Source organism: Ectothiorhodospira lacustris, from assembly GCF_022227785.1.
Classification (GTDB): domain Bacteria; phylum Pseudomonadota; class Gammaproteobacteria; order Ectothiorhodospirales; family Ectothiorhodospiraceae; genus Ectothiorhodospira; species Ectothiorhodospira lacustris.
This window is the reverse complement of sequence record NZ_JAJNQM010000002.1, coordinates 1-21,324: the sequence shown is the minus strand read 5'-3', so window position 1 is coordinate 21,324 and position 21,324 is coordinate 1. Positions and strand designations below refer to the sequence as shown.

The 21,324-nt window shown below is 66.5% G+C and carries 20 protein-coding genes; 11 read left to right on the top strand and 9 right to left on the bottom strand.

What is annotated here, in order from left to right; translation table 11 throughout:
* The first annotated feature begins 45 nt into the window (after nt 1-45).
* The gene (locus LQ952_RS00515; protein ID WP_238620593.1) at nt 46-936 is read left to right on the top strand and encodes a universal stress protein; all 891 of its coding nucleotides are present in this window, start codon (nt 46-48) and stop codon (nt 934-936) included.
* Nucleotides 937-962: 26 nt separating this feature from the next.
* Here the strand turns inward: LQ952_RS00515 and LQ952_RS00510 are convergent, their stop codons facing one another.
* Nucleotides 963-2,786, bottom strand: a complete 1,824-nt coding sequence (locus LQ952_RS00510; RefSeq protein ID WP_238620592.1) for an ABC transporter transmembrane domain-containing protein — start codon at nt 2,784-2,786, stop codon at nt 963-965.
* Between the two features lie 89 nt (nt 2,787-2,875).
* Entirely contained in the window at nt 2,876-3,547 is a 672-nt protein-coding gene (gene radC / locus LQ952_RS00505) for a RadC family protein (RefSeq protein ID WP_238620591.1), read from the bottom strand.
* Nucleotides 3,548-3,974: 427 nt separating this feature from the next.
* Here radC and pufA point away from each other — a divergent pair, with 427 nt between their 5' ends.
* Entirely contained in the window at nt 3,975-4,175 is a 201-nt protein-coding gene (gene pufA, locus LQ952_RS00500; RefSeq protein ID WP_238620590.1) for a light-harvesting antenna LH1, alpha subunit, read from the top strand.
* A gap of 14 nt (nt 4,176-4,189) precedes the next feature.
* A complete protein-coding gene (gene pufB, locus LQ952_RS00495) occupies nt 4,190-4,330 on the top strand; it encodes a light-harvesting antenna LH1, beta subunit (protein WP_200171375.1) in 141 nt (46 codons plus the stop codon).
* A 227-nt stretch (nt 4,331-4,557) separates the two neighbouring features.
* Here the strand turns inward: pufB and LQ952_RS00490 are convergent, their stop codons facing one another.
* Entirely contained in the window at nt 4,558-5,562 is a 1,005-nt protein-coding gene (locus LQ952_RS00490; protein ID WP_238620589.1) for a GGDEF domain-containing protein, read from the bottom strand.
* A complete protein-coding gene (locus LQ952_RS00485) occupies nt 5,543-6,670 on the bottom strand; it encodes a cobalamin B12-binding domain-containing protein (protein WP_238620588.1) in 1,128 nt (375 codons plus the stop codon). The genes LQ952_RS00490 and LQ952_RS00485 overlap by 20 nt, the downstream gene beginning before the upstream one ends.
* A 233-nt stretch (nt 6,671-6,903) precedes the next feature.
* Between LQ952_RS00485 and LQ952_RS00480 the strand changes: the two genes are divergently transcribed.
* From LQ952_RS00480 to cobJ, 3 genes are read left to right on the top strand one after another with little or no spacing between them, the layout of a single operon-like run.
* Nucleotides 6,904-7,536: a precorrin-8X methylmutase gene (locus tag LQ952_RS00480; protein ID WP_238620587.1), complete on the top strand. Its 633-nt coding sequence runs from the start codon at nt 6,904-6,906 to the stop codon at nt 7,534-7,536.
* Nucleotides 7,533-8,267 (top strand): precorrin-2 C(20)-methyltransferase, encoded by a 735-nt coding sequence (locus LQ952_RS00475; protein WP_238620586.1) that lies wholly within the window; start codon nt 7,533-7,535, stop codon nt 8,265-8,267. Before LQ952_RS00480 ends, LQ952_RS00475 begins: the two co-directional genes overlap by 4 nt.
* A complete protein-coding gene (gene cobJ / locus LQ952_RS00470; protein ID WP_238620585.1) occupies nt 8,264-9,028 on the top strand; it encodes a precorrin-3B C(17)-methyltransferase in 765 nt (254 codons plus the stop codon). The genes LQ952_RS00475 and cobJ overlap by 4 nt, the downstream gene beginning before the upstream one ends.
* Here cobJ and LQ952_RS00465 read toward each other — a convergent pair.
* A complete protein-coding gene (locus LQ952_RS00465) occupies nt 8,992-9,771 on the bottom strand; it encodes a cobalt-precorrin-6A reductase (RefSeq protein WP_238620584.1) in 780 nt (259 codons plus the stop codon). The genes cobJ and LQ952_RS00465 overlap by 37 nt on opposite strands.
* Before the next feature lie 86 nt (nt 9,772-9,857).
* On the opposite strand from LQ952_RS00465, the gene cbiE reads away from it, so the two are divergent.
* The 4 genes from cbiE to LQ952_RS00445 all read left to right on the top strand — a co-directional run bounded on the left by cbiE (nt 9,858) and on the right by LQ952_RS00445 (nt 13,461).
* A complete protein-coding gene (gene cbiE / locus LQ952_RS00460; protein WP_238620583.1) occupies nt 9,858-11,108 on the top strand; it encodes a precorrin-6y C5,15-methyltransferase (decarboxylating) subunit CbiE in 1,251 nt (416 codons plus the stop codon).
* 3 nt (nt 11,109-11,111) lie between these two features.
* Nucleotides 11,112-11,876 carry a precorrin-4 C(11)-methyltransferase gene (gene cobM, locus LQ952_RS00455; protein ID WP_238620582.1) on the top strand — a complete coding sequence of 255 codons (765 nt, stop codon included), beginning with the start codon at nt 11,112-11,114 and terminating at the stop codon, nt 11,874-11,876.
* Nucleotides 11,877-11,899: 23 nt separating this feature from the next.
* A complete protein-coding gene (gene cobA / locus LQ952_RS00450) occupies nt 11,900-12,766 on the top strand; it encodes a uroporphyrinogen-III C-methyltransferase (protein ID WP_238620581.1) in 867 nt (288 codons plus the stop codon).
* Nucleotides 12,767-13,116: 350 nt separating this feature from the next.
* The gene (locus LQ952_RS00445) at nt 13,117-13,461 is read left to right on the top strand and encodes a hypothetical protein (RefSeq protein WP_238620580.1); all 345 of its coding nucleotides are present in this window, start codon (nt 13,117-13,119) and stop codon (nt 13,459-13,461) included.
* A 22-nt stretch (nt 13,462-13,483) separates the two neighbouring features.
* On the opposite strand, the gene tcuB is transcribed toward LQ952_RS00445, so the two are convergent.
* The 3 genes from tcuB to LQ952_RS00430 are packed head-to-tail and all read right to left on the bottom strand — an operon-like array spanning nt 13,484 to nt 17,570.
* The gene (gene tcuB / locus LQ952_RS00440; RefSeq protein WP_347402030.1) at nt 13,484-14,635 is read right to left on the bottom strand and encodes a tricarballylate utilization 4Fe-4S protein TcuB; all 1,152 of its coding nucleotides are present in this window, start codon (nt 14,633-14,635) and stop codon (nt 13,484-13,486) included.
* Nucleotides 14,623-16,017, bottom strand: coding sequence for an FAD-dependent tricarballylate dehydrogenase TcuA (tcuA, locus tag LQ952_RS00435; protein ID WP_238620579.1), 1,395 nt, complete (start codon nt 16,015-16,017; stop codon nt 14,623-14,625). The genes tcuB and tcuA overlap by 13 nt, the downstream gene beginning before the upstream one ends.
* Nucleotides 16,014-17,570: a cobyric acid synthase gene (locus LQ952_RS00430; RefSeq protein ID WP_238620578.1), complete on the bottom strand. Its 1,557-nt coding sequence runs from the start codon at nt 17,568-17,570 to the stop codon at nt 16,014-16,016. The genes tcuA and LQ952_RS00430 overlap by 4 nt, the downstream gene beginning before the upstream one ends.
* Before the next feature lie 200 nt (nt 17,571-17,770).
* Here LQ952_RS00430 and LQ952_RS00425 point away from each other — a divergent pair, with 200 nt between their 5' ends.
* Nucleotides 17,771-19,714 carry a sensor domain-containing diguanylate cyclase gene (locus LQ952_RS00425; protein ID WP_238620577.1) on the top strand — a complete coding sequence of 648 codons (1,944 nt, stop codon included), beginning with the start codon at nt 17,771-17,773 and terminating at the stop codon, nt 19,712-19,714.
* A 9-nt stretch (nt 19,715-19,723) separates the two neighbouring features.
* Here the strand turns inward: LQ952_RS00425 and LQ952_RS00420 are convergent, their stop codons facing one another.
* Nucleotides 19,724-21,250 carry a cobyric acid synthase gene (locus tag LQ952_RS00420; protein WP_238620671.1) on the bottom strand — a complete coding sequence of 509 codons (1,527 nt, stop codon included), beginning with the start codon at nt 21,248-21,250 and terminating at the stop codon, nt 19,724-19,726.
* Nucleotides 21,251-21,324 lie beyond the last annotated feature (74 nt).

Below are 21,324 nucleotides of genomic sequence, written 5' to 3'. Positions count from 1 at the left end.
CGCGCCGAGACAGCAAAGAGCCACGTCCTGCACGAGAGAGATACGATGAAGCTGAGCAAGATCCTGTTTGCCACCGACCTTTCCGCCGGCGCTGACAACGCCGGCCGACGTGCCCTGCAGCTGGCCGCTTCGGAAGGGGCCCGGCTGCGGGTGGTCAACGTGATCCATGCACCCATGCTGGACGAGGCCGTCCTCAAGCGGGTGCGGGGCGATACCGACCTACTGATGGAAGATCTGGTTCAGGCCACGGAGCAGGCCATGGTCGAGCGCATGACGGCGCTGGGTGCCGCTGACGACCTGGACATGGAAGTCTCCTGCGTGCGGGGTCAGGGGCACAAGCAGATCCTGGCGGAGGCCCGCGAGTTCGGGGCGGACCTGATCGTGGTGGGCTCCCACGGCCAGCGCAGTTTCAAAGAGATCCTGCTGGGCACCACCACCCAGAATCTGGTCCACCATGCCGATCGCCCCATCCTGGTGGTGAAGAAGCCGGTACAGGGGCCTTACCGCCATATCGTGGTGCCGGTGGATTATTCCGAGCGGACCCGTAGCGCCCTCCGCCTGGCCGCGGCCCTTTCACCCGACGAAACCCTGCATGCGGTGCATGCCTACAATATGGATTCCCTGGACCAGGTGCTGCGTAACCGGGTGGTGGCCAGCGAGGTGGCGCGGATCAAGCAAGAAGTGCGCGCCGAGCAGGAGCAGGAACTGAAGGATTTCCTGGCCGGCTGCGGCCTGTCGGCGGAGCAGCTCTCCGCCGAGCTGCGTCTTGGGTATGCGCCCGACGTGCTGGAGCGGGCCGTGCAGGAATTCAAAGCCGAACTGGTGGTGATGGGTACCCACGGCCGCAACCGCCTACAGGATGCCCTGCTGGGCGGTGTAGCACGCCGGGTCGTGCATCAGATTCAGGACGCGGACGTGTTGTTGGTCCGGGGCTGAGTGGGTAGCGCGAACCGGCCGCGGGCTTAGCCGGTGCCGGTTCGCCGGCCCGGCTCCGTCGGCGCCGGGAATCCCTCCCGGAACTGCAGGGCGGCCAGCCGGGCGTAAAGGCCGCCCTGGGCCACCAGCTCATCGTGGGTACCGACGGCTGCGATCCGGCCCTGGTCCATGACCACGATCCGGTCCGCCTTGCGCACTGTGGCCAGGCGGTGGGCGATGATTAGGGTGGTGCGCCCCTCCATCAGGTGTTCCAGGGCCTCCTGGACGAGTCGTTCGCTTTCCGCATCCAGGGCGCTGGTGGCCTCATCCAGCAGCAGCAGGGCCGGGTCCCGCAAGATGGCGCGGGCAATGGCGATACGCTGGCGCTGGCCGCCGGACAGCCGCACACCCCGTTCTCCCAGATGGCTGGAAAAGCCCTCCGGCAGGCGGTCCAGGAACTCGCTGGCATGGGCCGCGTCCGCTGCCTGCCGAATCTGCTCCCGACTTACCCCCTCCATGCCGAAGGCGATGTTTTCCCAGGCATCGGCGCCGAAGATGATCGCGTCCTGGGGCACGAGGGCCATGCGTCCCCGCAACTGGCCCGGGTCGGTTTCCCGAAGGTCTACCCCGTCAAAGCGGATGTGGCCGGATTCGGGATCATAGAAACGCAGCAGCAGTTGCAGTACGGTGGACTTGCCGGCACCCGAGGGGCCTACCAGGGCGACTTTCTCGCCGGGATCAAGGGTCAGCGAGACCCCATCCAGGGCCGGTGGTTCAGGGCGGGAGGGATAGCGGAACATCACCCGTTCCAGCTCCACCCGGCCCACGGCCGGGGCGGGTAGCGCCCGTGGCCGGGTGGGCGGAGTGATGGCGGGTTCCGTATCCAGCAGTTCGATCAGGCGTTCCGCCGCCCCGGCAGCCCGGAACAGCTCGCCGATGACTTCGCTGATGGCGCCCACGGCACCGGCCACCAGCACGGCATAGAACACAAAGGCCGCCAGTTGCCCATTGCTCATGCGACCGGCCAGTACGTCGTGTCCGCCCACCCACAGCACCAGGCTGATGCTGGTGAACACCAGCAGCATCACCGTGCCGCTGAGCAGGGCACTGAAACGGGTGCGCCGGATGGCGGTGTCAAAGGCCTGTTCCACCTGGCGGCCGTAGCGCAGTATGTCCACCGCTTCATGGCAGAAGGCCTGGACGGTGCGGATGCCGTAGAGGGTTTCGTCAATGTAGGCGCTGATGTCAGCTACCCGGTCCTGGGACTGGCGGGAAAGGCGACGCACATGGCGGCCGAGTATCCAGACGGGCACCGTGATCAGCGGCACCCCCAGCAGCACCCCCAGGGTCAGTTTGGGGCTGGTGATGAACAGCATGACCATGCCGCCGCAGAACAGCAGCAGGTTACGCACCGCGATGGCCAGGGTGGAGCCCACCACCACCTGTACCAGGGAGGTGTCCGTGGTCAGGCGGGAGATGACTTCACCGGTGCGGGTGACCTCGAAAAAGGCAGGATCCAGGCGCAGCACCTTGTTGAACACTGCCCGGCGCAGATCCGCCACCACTCGTTCGCCGATCCAGGTGACCAGGTACATACGCACCGAGACCGCGGCAGCCATGAGCAGCACCACGCCAAGCAAGAACATCAGGGCCTGATCCAGGGCGGCGGCATCGCCGGCGGTCAGTCCCTGATCGATCACCAGGCGCAGCACGGCCCCGAATGCCAGCACGGCTCCGGAACCCGCCACCAGTGCCACGACTGCGGCCATGATGCGGCCCATGTGGGGTCTGGCAAAGCCCAGCAATCGCCCCAGCACGCGCAGATTGCGGCTGGTGGGGCGATTGCTCAGTTCGGTTTCATGTTCGGACACGACCCTGTTCCTTGACTGACCTTGAGGCGGGCCTATCTTAAACCTTTCTCGCCTCATCAAAGCTCTGAAAAGACTATGGATAAGTCGTCTCAGATCACGCCGCGCTCCGCCAGCGACACCAGTTCGTCGCCGACGATGATGTGATCCAGTACCCGCACGTCGATCAGTCCCAGGGCCTCCTGCAGGCGCCGGGTGATGGCCTCATCCGCCCGCGAAGGTTCGGCGATCCCCGATGGATGATTGTGGCTCAGGATGACGGCCGCCGCATTGTGGGCCAGGGCGCGCCGCACCACTTCCCGGGGGTGGACGCTGGCGCCGTCGATGGTGCCCCGGAAGAGTTCCTCAAAAGCGATGACCCGGTGGCGATTGTCCAGAAACAGGCAGGCAAAGACCTCGAAGGGATAATCCCGCAGGCGGGCGCTCAGATAGCGCCGGGTATGCTCCGGGCTGGTGATGGCATCGCCCCGCTGGAGCGTCTCGGACAGGTGTCGTCTTCCCATCTCCAGTACGGCCTGGAGCTGGGCATATTTGGCTTCTCCCAGGCCGTGGGCGGCACAGAAGTCCTTGCGCTCCGCCTGCAGCAGGGCGCGCAGGCCCCCAAAGCGGGTGAGCAGATCCCGGGCCAGGTCCACGGCGGTGCGGCCCGCCACGCCGGTGCGCAGGAAGATGGCCAGCAGTTCGGCGTCGGAAAGGGCGGCGGAGCCCCGGGCGATGAGTTTTTCCCGGGGGCGTTCGGATGCGGGCCAGTCGGTAATGGGCATGCTTGACCTCCTTGTGCGGATCGGACAGTCCGGTGTCCTGGGGGAGCAGGCATCATGACCTGCCCCGGCGGATGCTGTCCATCCGTATCAGGCCCTCGGATCCGCTGCCTCACGCCTTCACTCGTTGACCCGGGTCAAGCTTTTGTGAGTCTTGAGTCTTTCCTGGGCTTCCGCCTGTATCGAAACCTTGACATCCCGCCGCGTCAGCCTAGACTTACACCCTGACTACGGCCCCTGCCATGCAGGTCAGCCATGCAGGATTATCGGGACTGACGGAGCGTTGGATTCGGGAGAGCGAGTCTTACGGTTGGTTTCAAGGATCCGGTTTCCGGCCCTGAACCGTGACGGGGCTGCATCGGAAGTTGATGTTTGCAAGAACGTTCGGATCTCGAGAGGGATCCGTGCTTAAACCAAGAGGGTAATATCAATGAGCGAATACAGAGCAAGCAAGCCCAGCAACCCCAAAGACGACTGGAAGCTGTGGCTGGTGGTCAATCCCGGCACCTGGCTGATGCCCATTCTGATGGCTGTTCTGGTCGTTGCCCTGGCTGTCCACGCCTTCGTGTACGCCAACGACAGCTACAACCCGCTGACCTTTGACGCCAGCGCCGTCGAAGCTTCCGAGTAAGAGAGGACTAGATCATGAATGACAACAGCATCTCCGGTCTGACCGAAGAACAAGCCAAGGAATTCCACGAGCAGTTCAAGACCACCTTCACGGTGTTCATGGTTCTGGCTGCCGCCGCTCACTTCCTGGTGTTCATGTGGAGACCCTTCTACTAAGAAGGTCTTTGCAGTAGCGGTACTGCACTAGCAGTGCAGGTGGAGGAGTACCTGTCGGTTCGATCGACGAATGATTGTGACTTTTGCAGAGGCCAATCATTCGGAGAACCGCCAGGCTCCTCCACCTTCCGTTTGGGAGTCTGGATCTAATACTGACCAATTCTCTCGGGTATTGCAACCCCCTTCCTGAACATTTTTATCGTCCGCGGTCTGTGCGGTCGGTCATGTCACTTCTTCCCTGATGCATTCTCTTCCCGGCCGGCCGCCTGCTCCGCCCCCGGTCCTGCGATGACGATCCGATTACGGCCCTGATTCTTGGCTTGATAAAGCGCGGCATCGGCCCGTCTCATCAGTGCCTCCGCATCTTCTTCGGGCTCAAGCATGGCGATACCGATACTGACACCGAGCCGATGGTCCAGCCCGCTGGGACGAAGCTCCCAAGTACTTGCCCGGATGCGTTCTGCCACCGCCGCGGCTACGTGGCGATGGGCGTCAAACATGTAAAGTCCGAATTCCTCTCCCCCCAGTCGCCCGGGCAGGTCTGAAATCCTGACCAGCGCGCGCAGCAGCTCCGCAAAGGCGGCCAGCACCGCATCACCGGTGGAATGACCGAAACTGTCGTTGATCTGCTTGAAATGATCCAGGTCCATCATCAGGATGGACAGGGCATGCTGGCGACTCTGAGCCTGGACCACGCCCTGTTGAAGGCGCTCCATGAAATACCGGCGATTGGCCAGGTGCGTCAGCGCGTCGGTGCGGGCCAGTTGCTGATTCAGCTCGTTGGCCATGGCCAGGTCGTGATTGGCCTTGCGAAGATCCCTGACCAGGCGGGACATTTCCAGCGCCAGGCTGCCCATGCGGCCGATCACGTCGCTGTCTTCCGTCTTGGCTGGCTCCCCGATCAGTAGTGTGTGGGCGTTGAGCGGATAGGCATGGAACAGGTAGTTTTCTCCCCCCATGACGGTATTGAATATCCGGGCGATGGCAGTGCGGTGGGCAAGTCCCGGTTCGATGTCGGGGATCTCGTCGCCGCTGGCCAGGAACCGGGACAGGGATTCGCCGCGCACATCCGCAAACCCGGCAAAGCGGGAGCGGAACGTGACATTGGCATCCCTGATTCGGCCGTCACTGTCCACTTCCACTACCACCAGGCGACCGGATTCCATGACATAGCTGTGAAGTGCTCGGGCCAGTTCAGGCTGCAGGGTGGGGTCAAGTACTGGTGGGTTCATCGGTTTCCGCCTCCAGGGTTCGTGCCCATCGGACCGCCGCATCACAACTTTCCAGGAGAGCATCCGCCCCCACGGATGCGGCCAGGCGGGGGGCCATGAGAAATGCCTGCCCACCGATCAGGATGCGGGTGGTGCTGCCATGTCCAAGGGCCTGCCGCAGGTATTCGATGGTACATCGGGCTTCATGGATGTTGCTGATCAGGGTCACCGAGAGGGCCACAAATCTGGGGCGTTGCTGCACCGCCGTCGTGATCAGATGTTCCCGGGGTGTATCGCCGCCCAGCAAGGTGATGTCCCACCCATCCAGTTCCAGGCTGGTTGCCAGCATCCAGGCGCCCATTTCGTGAAACTCATTTGAAACGGGGCTGACCAGGGCGTGTCCGCGATGGATGTCGGGAAAGGGTAGATCATGGTAAAGGGAAGACAGGATGCCGTAGGCCATGGCGGTGGTCTGGTGCTCCATGGACACTGAAATCTCACCGTCTTCCCATCGTGCCCCGACATCCACCATGGCGGGATAGAACAGTTCCTGCAGGATGTCGCCGTAGGACATGCCGCGGCTCAGCAGTTCTCTGCAACGGCGGATGATATCCGGGTAATTTCCCTGGAGCAGGTTGGCAGTGATGTAGGTGTATTCCTCCCGGTACCGGTCGGGGACGTGGAGCCTGCGTGCCTGATGAGACAGGGCGGCCTTGATGGTCGCGGGATGAATGTCGGCCATCCAGCGGTACACGGGCAGGAGATGTTCCGCATCGTCTTCGCTGAGCGTGAGGCGAATGGCCTGCGTCCAGGCTTCGAACTGGGCGGGAAAATAGTCAAAATGCACGCCCTGGTGATGGTAGGCGGCATACACCCAGGGCAGGGTCTCCGCCAGCAGCTGAAAGTCATTGGCCGTCAGCACCTCGGCCATGAAGGCCGCGTGATTGCGATGATTGCATTCCAGCAAACGCACGCCGTGCCCGCCGCTGAATTCATCATGTCGGGGATGCATGGCCATCGTGCGTGAAACCAGGCTGGCGATGCGGTTCCTGTGACGCCGATAGCGGTCCGCGGTGCCTTTGGGAACCTGTGAGCATGGTATCGGCGGCATGGCTGGAGTGGTCGGCATGGTGAGGGTTTTCCGGGCCTGAAGATCATGCCTTGGTCAGTGTTGACGGGATCGGGGGCGACAGGATCGTATGCCTGATTATAGTGCGCTTGCATGCGCGGGCTTCAAAAAGCCGGCGCCGCCGATGGCCGGTGTCGGGCAAGCCGGGCATTGCCCCGTGGACCCCGACCCGCTAAGCTTACCCACCCGCTCCGGTCGCCCCGGCATTGCCCTTCACGCAGTACACTCGATCCATGTCCCATACCTACGACTACATCAAGGATGGCGCGGCCATCTATCGTAAATCCTTCGCCACCATCCGCGGCGAGGCCCGTCTGGACGGTTTCAGTGCCGACGAGGCCCGGGTGGTGGTGCGCATGATTCATGCTTGCGGCATGGTGGAACTGGCGCCCCAGGTGGTCTTCACGTCCGATGCCGCCAAGGCGGGAAGGGCGGCCCTGCTGGCGGGCAAGCCCATTCTTTGTGATGCCAAGATGGTGGCCCACGGCATTACCCGCGCCCGGTTGCCGGCGGACAACGAGATCATCTGCACTCTGGATGACCCCCGTGTCCCCGAACTGGCGCGGCGGATCGGCAATACCCGCTCCGCTGCGGCCCTGGACCTGTGGGGTGAGCGGCTCGACGGAGCCGTGGTGGCCATCGGTAATGCGCCGACCGCCCTGTTTCACCTGCTGGAGCTGATCGATGCGGGGGCGCCTCGGCCGGCCCTGGTGATCGGCATGGCGGTGGGTTTCGTGGGCGCCGCCGAGTCCAAGGAAGCCCTGGCCGGGTATCCGGGTCTGGAATCCGTGATCGTCCACGGTCGTTTGGGTGGCAGCGCCATGACCGTGGCGGCCGTCAATGCCCTGGCGAGTGAGCAGGAATGAGTGGTTCCGGCACCTTGTTCGGCATCGGCTTGGGTCCCGGTGACCCGGAGCTCATCACCCTCAAGGCCCTGCGTCTGCTGCAGGCGGCGCCGGTGGTGGCCACCTTTGCCAAACAGGGTCGCACCGGCCAAGCCCTGGGGATCGCTGGCCCCCACCTGCGCCCGGAGCAGCAGATCCTGAGACTGGAGTACCCTTTCACCACCGAGGTCTCCATCCATGATCCCCGTTATGCCCGGGACATGAGCGACTTTTACGACCAGGCGGCGGCAGAGGTGGCTCAATGCCTGATGGGCGGGCGGGATGTGGCGGTGATCTGCGAGGGTGATCCCTTCCTCTATGGTTCTTACATGTACCTGCATGATCGCCTGTCCCATCGCTTCCCGGCGCAGGTGGTTCCGGGCATCAGCGGCATGAGCGGATGCTGGACCCAGGCCGACACCCCCATCACCCATGGCGATGACGTACTCACGGTGATTCCCGGCACCCTTTCGGAGGATGCCATGGTGTCTCACCTGGGTCGTACCGATGCTGCCGTCTTCATGAAGGTGGGCCGTAATCTTCCCCGTATCCGCGCCGCCCTGGCCCGGGCCGGTCTACTGGAGCGGGCCATGCTGGTGGAGCGGGGGACCATGGAAGGCGCACGCGTGGCACGCCTTGCCGAGTGCCCGGAAGACCAGCCTGCTCCCTATTTCACCATCGTGCTGGTACCCGGCAGACAGGGGGTTCGATGAGCGGTCGTGTGGATGTCATCGGGCTTGGCCCCGGCGCCGAGGACCTGCGTTGCCCTCGCGCCGCTCACGCCCTGGCCCAGGCCACGGACCTGGTGGGCTATGTCCCCTATGTGGAGCGGGTGGCCGCCGAGGGCGGCCAGCGGATCCACGCCTCGGACAATCGCGAGGAAATCATGCGCGCCCGCTTGGCCCTGCAGTTGGCCGCCGAGGGTGCGCGGGTGGCCGTGGTCTCATCCGGCGACGGCGGCGTGTTCGGCATGGCGGCCGCGGTATTCGAGGCCATGGATCATGGTGAACCCGGCTGGCGTGATCTGGAGGTGACGGTTCATCCGGGGGTGTCCGCGGTACTGGCTGCCGGTGCCCGGTTGGGGGCGCCGTTCGGGAATGATTTCTGCGTCATGTCCCTGTCGGACAACCTCAAGCCCTGGACCGTCATCCTGCATCGCCTGGAATGTGCCGCCCGGGGTGGTTTTGCCATGGCCTTCTACAACCCCATTTCCAAGGCGCGACCCTGGCAGCTGGGCGAGGCCCTGGCGCTGCTGCGTCGCCACCTGCCCGGGCATGTGCCAGTGATCTTTGCCCGAGCCGTGAGTCGTCCGGAAGAGCAGGTGGAAGTGACCACGCTGGCGCAGGCCAGACCGGATCAGGCGGACATGCGCACCCTGGTGATCGTCGGCAACGCCGAGACCCGGCTGATCCCCCGCACGGGCCGGGATCCCTGGATCTACACACCCCGTAGCGTGGGTCGGGAACGGACGTAGTGCGCGCCCAGCCAGCTCAGGGCAGCCTCCGGGTCCGGCACCTCGGCGGGGGCCGGCGGGACCCATGGGCGTTCCACCATGATCACTTCCACGCCGCACCGGCGTGCCGCCTCCAGCTTGGCGTAGGTGGCCTCGCCGCCGGAGTTCTTGGTCACCAGGGCGTCGATACGGTGCTGTTGCAGCAGGCGCAGTTCATCTTCCAGCCGGAAGGGGCCGCGGTCAGTGATGCACAGGCAGTCCGGTGGACGCACCGCGGGCAGATCCACGCTGCGGATGATGTAACGGTGCCGGGGCGCCTCGCAAAAGGGGGCCAGTTCCAGTTGCCCGATGGTAAGAAATACCCGCCGGGGCCGGGTACCCAGGGCCTGCACCGCAGCGACCATGTCCGGCACGCCGTGCCAGTGATCCTCCGGGCCGGGCATCCAGGCCGGGCGCCGCAGGGCCAGCAGGGCGACGCCTGTCCGTGCCGCGGCCACGACGGCGTGGGTGGACATGCGGTCGGCAAAGGGGTGGGTGGCATCCACCAGTACCTCGATGGCCTCCCTGCCCAGGTAGTCGGCCAGCCCGTCGGGGCCCCCGAAGCCGCCGCTGCGGCAGGGCAGGTCCGGCAGGCGGGGATTTTGCGTGCGCCCGGCCACCGAGTAGGTGGGGGCAAAGCGTGCATCACCTTCCAGGGCCCGGGCCAGTTGCATGGCTTCTCCGGTACCGCCGAGGATCAGGATGTGCAGGGGCATGTGAGTCATGGATCGTTTCAGACAGAACGGATGGATAGGCCCAGCCCCTTGGCCGGCGGAGCAGGGCGCGGGATGTTGCCGGGGCAGGGATTGCAATGACCGGTGAACACGTCCATCAGCCGGCCGGCGATCCCCCTGGTCCCTGGTTGAGCATCATAGGCCTGGGAGAGGAGGGCGTCGAGGCCATGAGCCCCGCTGCCCGCGCGCTGGTCGGGGCGGCCGTCCTGGTGGTCGGCGGCACACGTCATCTGACCCTGGCCGCACCCCTGATCCGGGGAGAGGCACTGTCCTGGGCCTCGCCCCTGTCCGACACCCTGCCCCGGATCCTCGCCCGGCGAGGACTGCCGGTGGTGGTGCTGGCTTCCGGTGACCCCTTTTTCTTCGGTGTGGGCACCACCCTGCTGCGGCATCTACCGGCGCGGGAGATGTGCTGCCTGCCTCACCCCTCCAGCGTGTCCTTGGCCGCCGCCCGCCTGGGCTGGGCCCAGCAGGACTGTACGGTGGTGTCCCTCACCGGCCGTCCCCTGGAGACCCTGCGGCCGGCCCTGCAGCCGGGGGCACGCCTGTTCGTGCTCACCGCCGACCAGGACTCGCCGGGGCAGATCTGCCAAGCCCTGACCCGGTGGGGTTTCGGTGAGTCCGCCGTGACCTTGTTGGAGGCCCTGGGTGGTCCACGGGAACGCCGGCGTCATGTCACGGCGCGGGATTTCGATCTCCAGGACGTCCAGCCCCTGAACCTGCTGGCACTGGAGGTACTGGCGGCGGCGGATGCCCCCATCATCCCCCTGGCCCCGGGGCTGCCGGATGAGTGGTTCGAACACGATGGTCAGATCACCAAGCGGGAGATCCGCGCCGTCACCCTGTCCAGTCTGCGCCCCCACGCCGGCGCACTGCTCTGGGACGTGGGGGCGGGTTCCGGTTCCATCGGCATCGAATGGCTGCTGGCCCACGCCGGCACCCGTGCCATTGCCGTGGACAGCCATCCGGAGCGGGCCGCCCGCGCGGCCCGCAATGCCGTCGCCCTGGGTGTCCCCCGGCTGGAGGTGCGTGTCGGTCGTGCCCCCGAGGTGCTGAAGGATCTGCCCCGGCCGGATGCGATCTTCATCGGCGGCGGTGCCCGCGACGAGGCCGTCATCGACCAGTGCTGGGCCGCACTGGCCCCCGGGGGGCGCCTGGTGGCGAACGTGGTGGTGCTGGAGACGGAGCAGGTCATCCAGCGGTCCTGGCAGCGTTACGGCGGCACCCTGACTCGTCTGTCGGTGGAACGTCTGGAACCCGTCGGCAGCCTGCACGGTTTTCGTCCTGCCATGCCCGTGGTGCAATGGGCGGTGGAAAAGAGGAACTGATTGATGACCGTACACTTCATCGGCGCCGGTCCCGGCGCGGCGGATCTGATCACCCTGCGGGGCGCGCGCCTGCTGGCCCGTTGTCCCGTGTGTCTCTACGCCGGCTCCATCGTGCCGGCGGAGCTGCTGGAACACTGCCCACCCGGGGCGCGGCTGGTGGACACGGCACCGATGGATCTGGATGCCATTGAGGCGGAATACGTCCGTGCCCACGAGGCCGGGGAGGACGTGGCCCGCCTGCATTCCGGCGATCTGTCCGTCTACAGCGCCGTGGCCGAGCAGATGCGCCGTCTGGATCGACGGGGCATTCCCTACACCCTCACTCCCGGCGTGCCTGCCTTTGCCGCCGCCGCCGCCGTGCTGGGGCGGGAACTGACGGTGCCGGAAGTGGCCCAAAGTCTGGTGATCACGCGCATGTCCGGCCGTGCCTCCGCCATGCCGCCCGGCGAGACCCTGGAAAACTTCGCCCGCACCGGTGCCACCCTGGCCATCCATCTGGCCATCCACCGTCTGGAGGACGTGGTGGCGGCCCTGATGCCGCACTACGGCGAGGACTGCCCGGTGGCCATCGTCGCCCGTGCCAGCTGGCCGGATCAGACGGTGCTGCGGGGAACCCTGTCCGGCATCGTGGCCATGCACCGGTCCGATCCCATCGAGCGTACCGCCCTGATTCTGGTGGGGCCGGCCCTGGGCAGTGAGGATTTTCGCGAAAGTGCCCTGTACAACACGGACTATGTCCGCCGTTATCGCCCCGGTTACGGGTCGTGAGCGGACAGCCCCGGAGCATTCTGATGAACGAAGTCTCACCCGCTCGCCCCCTGTCCCCGGAGGCCGCCCTGGACACCCTGGGGACCCTGCTGCCCGGCATGCCCCGGCTGCGGCAGGGGGAGGTGTGGATCGTCGGGGCCGGCCCCGGTGATCCCGGGCTGCTGACCCTGCACGCCCTGTCGGCCCTGTTGCAGGCGGACGTGCTGGTGCATGACGCCCTCATCGATCCCCGCACCCTGGCCCTGGCCCGTCCGGATGCGGTGCGCATCTTTGCCGGTAAGCGTGGCGGCAGGCCCTCCACCCATCAGGACGACATCACCGCCACCCTGGTGGATCAGGCTCGGCGGGGCTTCCGGGTGGTGAGGCTCAAGGGCGGGGATCCCTTCATCTTCGGTCGTGGCGGCGAGGAGGTGGCCGAACTGGTGGCCCAGGGCATCCCCCATCGGGTCATCCCGGGGCTGACCTCGGGGCTGGCGGGGCTGAGCGCCGTGGGCATCCCGGCCACCTGCCGCGGAGTCAACCAAGCCCTGTTCCTGGCCACCGGCCATGGTGCCGGCAGTCGGCCCACGCCGGACGGCATCGATTGGACCCTGGTGGGGCGCCTGAATCAGCCGGTAATCCTGTACATGTCCCTGCGCAACCTGCCCTTCATCCTGGACGGTCTGGGGCAGGGCGGGATGGCCGACACGCTCCCGGCGGCGGTGGTCGCCTCCGCCACCACCCTGGAGGAGCGGGTGGTGATCACCACCAAGGGCGAGTTGCTGGAGACCATCCGCCGCGAGGGGCTGGAGGCGCCGGCCATCGTGGTGCTGGGCGAAATCGTCCGCTGTCATCACACCCTGCGGCAGGTGGTGACCCAGGCGGTGGAAACCGCCTCCGATCGGGCGTGAGTTCCCGGCGGGAAGCCATTGTCATTCCCGCGCACCCTGGAATCCAGGGGCCTTGGTGGGCATAAGCACGTCGCCGATGCCGTCATTCCCGCGCAAGCGGGAATCCGGTGGGATCAAGATTCTGGGCTCCCGCTTTCGCGGGAGTGACGGCAGAGGATTTTCGCGGGAGTGACGGCAGAGGGCTTTCGCAGGAGAGTCAACCGTCAATGGGAATCCGTCATTCCCGCGTAAGCGGGAATCCAGGGCGGTGTCCGGACAAGGATTAAATCTGAGCCCCGACAAGGAAAGGCTTGCCCACGGCATGCCGCCGTTCAACAATCAGTGCCGGCCCAACGCATCCAGGAGATCCCATGAGCGATATCCGCAACCGCCTCTCCGCCCTGCAGCGTCGTCTGGATGAATTGCAGGTCGCCGTCGGTGACGGCAATCCCGAGGCCAATGCTCTCATCGTCGCCCTCAGGGACGATCTGAACCGCCTGTCGGCGGACATGGTCGGTGAAGCCGTCATCGAAGACAAGGCCGGCGCAAGTTCCGAGACCCTGGAGCAGGAGGGGGATGCCCTGAAATGCCCCCGTTGCACCCTGCGGGGACTGTACGCGGTCAAGGGGCGGCTGCGGGAACGGGCTGAGGGTGCCGGCCGCGAAGCTTTGCACCATTGCTGGAGTTGCGGCTACGAGGTGTGGCGGCCGTCATAGGTATCGAACGGCATGTGAGTACTTACTCTTTATCCGTTTCTTTACCCGCGGTTCCGGGTCCGTGGTGTTGCTCCATGGCACGGCGCAGCAGTGCCGCCCCCCGGTAGGCTCCGTGCACGAACTTGCTGTAGGGCACCAGCAGGAAGAAGCCCAGTACCGTACCCAGGTGCAGGGCCAGCAACAGACCCATGGTCGCGGTCTCCCGCAGGGCCAGCAGCATCAGGCCGGTGGCGGCCACCGCGAACAGCAGGCCCAGCAGGGCGTAGTCCGCCGGCAGGGTTTCCGCCGCCGTGGGCGCCGGATCCCCTCGCCGTTTCACCCACACCAGCCCGGCCGCTCCCACCATCATGCCCATACCGCCCAGCGTGCCCAGCAACACCGGTAGGCTAAAGACGGGGTAGGGTGCCTCCCAGGCGAGAAGGTGATGATAGCCGGCCGCCACCGTGGTGGCGGCCAGGCACAGCAGGAAGCCGTAGAACAGGGCATGGTGAAAGCCCCGTCGCCATTGGGTAAAGCGCCCGTCCACGTCATTGCAGCCGCCCCCCCCGCCGTCCAGATTGCGCAGGGTGAGCAGGTCCGCCGCCGCCCGGGGCAGCGCCCGCCACCAGGATGAGGCCGGTGGTGCGCCCCGGCCGATGTCCCGCCGGAAACGGGCTACCCCGATCCCCAGGGCCAGCACCGATGTGCCCAGGGTGACCAGGGCCACGGTGGTCATCACCCCCCAGGGGATCACCTGATAGAAGGCCCCAGCCTCCCGGTGTACGGCAAACAGGGTGTCCCAGGGTACCAGTATCAACGTGAGCAGCGGGATCAGCAGGGTGGCGACCAGGCTCACCATGAGGGTGGCCGGACCGCTGCGGGCCAGCAGGGCGGCGAAGGCGCTGGGCCAGGTGTAACGGCGATAGCTGTCGTGGCGAACCCGGGCCAGGGTGGCGGGCACGTTGATGGCGAATTCGTGGGGCGGGGCATACTGGCAGGCATACCAGCAGGCCCGGCAGTTGTGGCACAGGTTGGCCAGGTAATGCAGGTCGTCCCGGGTGAGGTCCGGGCGCTGTTCCGAGGCGTGGAACACGGCGCAGTAGCCGGTGCAGTAGCTGCAGACGTTGCACAGGTTCATCACCCGGCGGGCCTCGGCGAGACTTGCGGAAGAATCCGGGGGGCTCAATTCAGACACTTTTCTGCCTCGGGGTGCAGTTTCAGGACCCGGTGGGCGGCTTCCTTCCCGGCGATGCGGCCAAACACGGCACCCACAGTCAGGGCGGCGCCGGCCACATAGCCGGTGCCCAGGACGCTGGGCGCCATGATCATGCCCGCCGCATACAGGCCATCGCAGGGTTCACCATCGGCCATCAGGATACGGGCCCGGGTATCCACCTTCAGGCCGTGGCAGGTGAAGGTGATGCCGGGGGCCATGGTCCAGGCATGGAAGGGCGGGGTGTTCAGGGGCAGGGCGCAGCGCGTCTTGGGTGGGTCCAGGCCCTCGGTATGGCCGTCCTCCGGGCCATCGGGCCGCAGGGCGCCATGGTAGCGGTCGACCGTCTCCCGCAGGATATCCGGGTTCAGGTCCAGTGCCCGGGCCAGCCCCTCCAGGGTATCCGCCCGGCGGGTGGGATAGATGGCGGGCGGGGCCCGGCGCAGTCCCGCCGTGTCCAGGATCAGGTGAGCCCTGGCACCGGGCAGCCGGGCCACCCGGCGGCCCCAGAAGGAATAGCGGCGCGGGGTGATCTCCGCCCCTTCATCCTGAAAACGGCGTCCGTCCCGATCCACCACCAGGCCCCAGGGCATGCCGTCCACCCGGGTGACGATACCGCCGTCGGCGGCGGGGGCCATGGCATTCACCGCCACCAGATGACAGGCCCCGGGGACACCGGCGGGCAGGGCACCCTGTGCCAACAGGGACAGCAGGATCTCACCCCGGACATGGGGCGTACCCCGGACCAGGAAACCGGCGGCCGACTCGCCCCAGGTGCGGGACAGGGCCGCGGGGTTGGCCTGATAGCCGCCGCTGCAGATCACTACGGTGCGGGCCGACAGGGTCAGTGATTCATGTCCTCGGCGGGCCGGGAGGTGATGGGTATCGGCGGCCTGGAGCTGCACATCCAGCACTTCCGTGTCATGCAGGATTTCCACACCCAGGTCCTCGGCGGTGCGGCCGAGGGCGTTGATCATGGCCTTGCCGCCGCCCAGGAAAAAGGCGGTCTTGCAGGACCAGGGGATCATGCCGCCACTGGTGGGCTGGAATCCCACCCCCTGGGCCTGCAGCCAGTCGGGCAGTTCCCGGGAGCGTTCCGCCATCAGGCGGGCAAGGTCTTCATCCATGTGGCCGCCGCTGACCCGGCGCAGGTCGGTGAGAAACTCCGCCGCGGTATAACGACCCGGGAACAGGGGAGAGGGCGTGTCGTGGACCAGGCGCAAGTTGCGGGAGTGACGGGCGTTGCCCCCTCGCAGGTGACGGGGGGCGCTGTCCACCAGTTGCACCGAGGCACCGGCCCGGCGGGCGGCGAGGGCGGCACAGAAGGCGGCGATGCCGCCACCGATGACCAGGACGTCGTTCATGGCGGGGGTGGTGCGCCCATGGGGCGGCTGATGTTCCAGAGTTGATCCAGGTTCAGGTCCTCCTCCAGCTGCGCCGCCAAGGCGTCCAGGGTGGCCTGGGTCTGTCGGGCGTAGTGCAGGTCGCCGGCCGCGCCCCCCATGCGCTTGAGCCAGTGGCTGCGGAATCCGTCCCCGGCAAAGAGGCCATGCACATAGGCCCCCATGACCCGGCCATCGGCGGACTCCGCCCCCTCCGGCCCCTCATCCAGCATAAGCCAGGGTCGGGCCAGTCCCGGCCCCGTGGTGCGTCCCATGTGCATCTCGTAGCCCTGCACCCGCTGGCCGCTGCGCCGGTCCAGCCGATCCAGGTCCAGCAGGCGCTTGTCCGGGGTGATGGTGGTCTCCAGATCCAGCAGTCCCAGGCCTGGCGTGTCGCCGGGCGGACCTTCCAGACCCTGGGGGTCCCGCACCACCCTGCCCAGCATCTGGTAGCCGGCGCACAGCCCCACCACGCCGCCCCCCTGGCGCACGTGGGCCAGGATGTCGATGTCCCAGCCCTCCCGCCGCAGCATCCCCAGGTCGGTGCGGGTGGCCTTGGAGCCGGGCAGCAGGATCACGTCCGCGGCCCGGGGGATGGGCTCGCCGGGGTTGACCCAGCGTAGGTTCACCCCCGGCTCTGCCGCCAGCGGGTCCAGGTCGTCGAAGTTGGCGATGCGGGACAGCCGGGGCACGGCGATCAGCAGACCCGGCCCCGGGCGGGCATGGCGCTGCTCCAGGGCCAGGGAATCCTCCTGGGCCAGCCGGGCGGCGCCGTCGAACCAGCGTACCAGGCCCAGGCAGGGCCAGCCGGTAGCCCCGGTCATGTCCTCGCGGGCGGGATCGAAAATCCGCGGGTCGCCACGGAAGCGATTGACGATGTAGCCGCTCACCCGGCCCCGTTCCGAGGCGGTCCACAGCAGGTGTGCCCCCAGCACCGAGGCGGTCATGCCGCCCCGGGCGTCCTCCCCCAGCAGGGCCACGGGGATATCCGCCGCTTCCGCCAGCCCCATGTTGGTGATGTCCCGGGCGCGCAGATAGCGTTCGGCGCCGCTGCCGGCCCCTTCCACCAGCACCAAGTCCGCCTCGGCGGCCAGACGTTGCAGGCTGTCGAGGACGGCGGGCATGAGGCCGGGCTTGAGGTCCTGGTAGTCCGCGGCGGCCCAGTTCCCGAGCACATGGCCGCGCAGCACCACCTGACTGGTCAGATCGCTCTGGGGTTTGAGCAGGACCGGATTCATGTGCACCGAGCAAGGGGCGCCGCAGGCCAGGGCCTGCAGGGCCTGGGCACGGCCGATCTCCCCTCGGGCGGGGCCGCCGCCCGGGTCCGGCGGGGCGTCCGCATCGATGGTGACGGCGGCGTTGTTGCTCATGTTCTGGGCCTTGAAGGGCCGCACGGTCAGGCCCCGGCGGGTGTAGGCCCGGCACAGGCCCGCCACCAGCAGGCTCTTGCCCACGTCGGCGCTGGTGCCCTGGATCATGAGGATGCGGGCGCGGGCCGGGCTGTCGCCGCAGGGAGAAAAATGGATTTTTGGCATCCGCTGGATTGATTGTCCGTCAGTGATGGCCGGAGCATCCGGAGTTTGATGATACCTGATGGTACCCAAACGGGCGCCGTGTGATGAAGTGCGCTTTTGCCTTTATCGATCGGTTGCCGCAGTATCGCCGCTGCAGGGCATTTGAGTTTTCAATCATCAGGTACCGATGATCGCTCGGGTCACGGCCTTGGAAAGCTGACATGGACATCCCGACACTATTCCTGATCATTGCACTGACCAACATTCTGCTGGCGGTGGCCATGGTGTCCATGGCCGATCGGCCCGGACACGCCGCCATGGGACCTTGGTCCCTGGCGGCGCTGGTCAATGCCGGTGCCTACCTGGGCTTCATCTGGCATGCCCATGCCGGTCACCCCCTCCTGCTGGTGGCATCCAACGTGATGGTGGCCGCCTGGCTGGCCCTGGTTGGCGAGGGGTTTCAACGATTCTATCAGCGACCATTGCCCCGCTGGATCCTTTGGGTTCCGCTGCCCATCATGCTGATGGGGCTTTTGTCCCTGCTGGACAACCTTCCGGGCCGAGTCATCCTGGTGGCCATACTCCTGTCGTGTCAGACGGTCGTGATCCTGTTCATGGTGCTGCGCAATCGTCACGATACACCGGGGCGCGGACAGGTCATCATCGTCATCGGCCTGGCGGTACTCCTGGTTCTGCTCGGCATCCGGGCGATCATGGCGGGCCTGGGGAGCATGGACAGGATGACAAGCATCCTGCAGGCCAACGCCTTGCAAGTGCTGACCTTTCAGGCGGGGTTGCTGGCCATGATCCTGCTGGCCCTCGGCGTGATCGTGATGACTCACGAACGCACGGGGCAGATCCTTGCCGCCAGTGAGCGTCGCTTTCGCATCCTGTTCGAGGAATCCCGTCAGCCGCTGACCCTGATGGATCAGGCCGGTTTTTTCACCGCGGCCAATCCGGCGGCTCTGGCGTTGTTTCACCTGCAGCAACCCGAGCAGCTCATCGGTCGACCGCTGACCGATTTCACGTCGCCGACGCAACCCGATGGCCGTCCGTCCATCGACCACGCCAGGGACATGCGACGTCAGACCCTGACCCTGGGCGGGCATGAATGCGAATGGCAATGTCTGCGTGGAGATGGGCAGCCCTTCGACGCCCTGCTCATGCTGACGGCCATTCAGTATGAGGAACGACCGCTGCTGCATGTAACCTGGAACGACATCACCCGGCGCAAGGCCGCCGAGACACAACTGCGCATCAACGAGGAGAAATTCCGGACCTTCGTCGAGGACGCCAACGACGTCATCTATACCCTGAATCTGGATGGTATTTTCCAGTACCTTTCACCCAACATCCGCGAGCTCCTGGCACAGGAGCCGGAAGATTTCCTGGGCGGCCATTTCTCGGCCATCGTGCATCCCGACGACCTGCCTGCCTGTCAGGCCTTTCTGGAGCGGCTGCTGGCCACCCGAAGCAAGCAGAGCGGGCAGGAATATCGGGTACGGTATGGTGCCGGTGCCGCCGACTGGCGCTGGCATGTCACCAATGCCTCTCCCCTGTTTGACAAGGACGGGACCATCATCGGCATGCTGGGTATCGCCCACGATATCACTGTGCGCAAGCAGGACGAGGTCAGGATCATGCACATGGCCCATCATGATGGGCTCACCGCCCTGCCCAACCGGGCCTTGCTGTTCAGTCACCTGGACCAGGCCATGGGCAGGGCACGGGACGTGGGCAGGATGCTGGCCCTGATGTTCCTCGATCTGGATAAGTTCAAGCCGATCAATGACACCCATGGCCATGCCGTCGGCGATCTGGTGCTGCAGCAGGTGGCGCGCCGTCTGGTGTCCTCCGTGCGTGAAGCCGACATGGTGGCCCGTATCGGCGGCGACGAGTTCATCGTCATGCTGCCGGAGATCCGGCAGATGGAGCATGCCCTGATGGTGGCGGAAAACATCCGGCAGTCCCTCCAGGAACCGTTCCACATCAACGGGCTGGAGCTGAGTGTCTCCACCAGCATCGGCATCGCCTTTTATCCCGAGCATGGCGGGGACAGCCGGGAGCTGGCGCAGCATGCCGACATCGCCATGTACCACGCCAAGCAGGGTGGCGCCGATCGGGTCCGGGTATATGCCCCGGATCTGAGCGCGCCAGGGGCTTGATCCCGGATTTTATCCGGCCAGGGCCAGCAGGGCATCCAGGTCCAGGTTCTCCTCGCAGTGATCCGCCAGTGCCTCCAGGGCCGCTTCCACCCGCGCCTCGTAATCCAGGGCGGAGGCCTGGGCGCCCACCCGTGACAGCCAGGCGGCACGGAAGCCGTCATCCCCGAAGATGCCGTGGACATAGCCGCCGGTGACCCGGCCGTCGGTGGACACCGCGCCTTCCGGGCGTGGGCTGCCGGTGCCGTCGTCCAGCATCAGCCAGGGCCGTTCCAGACCGGGGCCGTGGGTACGCCCCATGTGCATCTCGTAACCGGTGACCCGGCAACCGCTCAGGGTGTCCCGGGCGTCCAGTTCAATGAGCTTTTTCTCGGCGCCGATCTCCGTTTCCACGTCCAGCAGGCCCAGCCCGGGGGTTTCTCCCGGTTCACCCTCGATGCCCCGGGGGTCCCGCACCACCCTGCCCAGCATCTGGAAGCCGGCGCACAGGCCCACCACCCGGCCGCCCTGGCGCGCGTGGGAGAGGATGTCGATGTCCCAGCCTTCCCGTCGCAGTACCTCCAGGTCGGCGCGGGTGGCCTTGGAGCCGGGCAGGATGATCACGTCGGTATCCCGGGGGATGGGATTGCCCGGCTTCACCCAGCGCACGCTCACCCCGGGTTCCGCCGCCAGCGGGTCCAAGTCGTCGAAGTTGGCCACCCGGGAGAGCTGGGGGACGGCGATGTTGAGACCCCGCCCCTCCCCGTCGGCGGGGCGTTCCAGGGCCAGGGAGTCTTCCGCCGGCAGGCGGGTGGCTCCCTCGAACCAGCGCAGCACCCCCAGCGAGGGCCAGCCGGTGCGCTCGGTCATCAGTTCGCAGGCGGGCTCGAACAGGGAGAGGTCGCCCCGGAACTTGTTGATGATGTAGCCCACCACCCGGGCCTGCTCGGATTCGTTGAGCAGGGCATGGGTGCCGACGATGGCGGCCAGGGCGCCGCCCCGGTCGATGTCTCCCAGGATCACCACCGGCAGATCGGCCAGCTGCGCCAGCTTCATGTTGGTGATGTCGGACTTGCGCAGGTACACCTCGGCGCCGCTGCCGGCCCCTTCCACCAACACCAGATCCGCCTGGGCGGCGGTGCGGTGGAAACTGTCCATCACCGCCGGCAGCAGTTGGGGCTTCATCTTGTGGTAGACCTTGGCCCGGCAGTTGCCCAGCACCCGCCCCCGCAGCACCACCTGGGAGCCGATCAGGGTCTGGGGCTTGAGCAGTACCGGATTCATGTGGATGGAGGGCTCCACGCCGCAGGCCCGGGCCTGCAGGGCCTGGGCGCGACCGATCTCTCCGCGGGGGATCTGTCCGTCAGGCCCCGGCGGCAGGTCGCTGTCCCGGGTGACGGCGGCGTTGTTGCTCATGTTCTGGGCCTTGAAGGGCCGCACATTCAGGCCCCGGCGGGTATAGGCCCGGCACAGACCGGCCACCAGCAGGCTCTTGCCCACGTCGGAGCTGGTGCCCTGAATCATCAGCGCCCGGGCCTTGCGGGGACCGGCATCGGGCATGGCGGGGAAATCGATGGGGGCGGTGGGATCTTCGATCACGGGGGATACCTGGGCAGTGACGGTAAAGGCAATGG

Coding starts and splice junctions, on each gene's coding strand:
- LQ952_RS00420 (WP_238620671.1), bottom strand. CDS start 21,250: ATGCCCGATGCCGGTCCCCGCAAGGCCCGGGCGCTGATGATTCAGGGC.
- LQ952_RS00465 (WP_238620584.1), bottom strand. CDS start 9,771: ATGACTCACATGCCCCTGCACATCCTGATCCTCGGCGGTACCGGAGAA.
- LQ952_RS00445 (WP_238620580.1), top strand. CDS start 13,117: ATGAGCGATATCCGCAACCGCCTCTCCGCCCTGCAGCGTCGTCTGGAT.
- radC (WP_238620591.1), bottom strand. CDS start 3,547: ATGCCCATTACCGACTGGCCCGCATCCGAACGCCCCCGGGAAAAACTC.
- tcuA (WP_238620579.1), bottom strand. CDS start 16,017: ATGAACGACGTCCTGGTCATCGGTGGCGGCATCGCCGCCTTCTGTGCC.
- LQ952_RS00515 (WP_238620593.1), top strand. CDS start 46: ATGAAGCTGAGCAAGATCCTGTTTGCCACCGACCTTTCCGCCGGCGCT.
- LQ952_RS00490 (WP_238620589.1), bottom strand. CDS start 5,562: ATGAACCCACCAGTACTTGACCCCACCCTGCAGCCTGAACTGGCCCGA.
- cobA (WP_238620581.1), top strand. CDS start 11,900: ATGAACGAAGTCTCACCCGCTCGCCCCCTGTCCCCGGAGGCCGCCCTG.
- cobM (WP_238620582.1), top strand. CDS start 11,112: ATGACCGTACACTTCATCGGCGCCGGTCCCGGCGCGGCGGATCTGATC.
- pufA (WP_238620590.1), top strand. CDS start 3,975: ATGAGCGAATACAGAGCAAGCAAGCCCAGCAACCCCAAAGACGACTGG.
- LQ952_RS00430 (WP_238620578.1), bottom strand. CDS start 17,570: ATGCCAAAAATCCATTTTTCTCCCTGCGGCGACAGCCCGGCCCGCGCC.
- cobJ (WP_238620585.1), top strand. CDS start 8,264: ATGAGCGGTCGTGTGGATGTCATCGGGCTTGGCCCCGGCGCCGAGGAC.
- pufB (WP_200171375.1), top strand. CDS start 4,190: ATGAATGACAACAGCATCTCCGGTCTGACCGAAGAACAAGCCAAGGAA.
- LQ952_RS00425 (WP_238620577.1), top strand. CDS start 17,771: ATGGACATCCCGACACTATTCCTGATCATTGCACTGACCAACATTCTG.
- cbiE (WP_238620583.1), top strand. CDS start 9,858: ATGACCGGTGAACACGTCCATCAGCCGGCCGGCGATCCCCCTGGTCCC.
- LQ952_RS00475 (WP_238620586.1), top strand. CDS start 7,533: ATGAGTGGTTCCGGCACCTTGTTCGGCATCGGCTTGGGTCCCGGTGAC.
- LQ952_RS00480 (WP_238620587.1), top strand. CDS start 6,904: ATGTCCCATACCTACGACTACATCAAGGATGGCGCGGCCATCTATCGT.
- LQ952_RS00485 (WP_238620588.1), bottom strand. CDS start 6,670: ATGCCGACCACTCCAGCCATGCCGCCGATACCATGCTCACAGGTTCCC.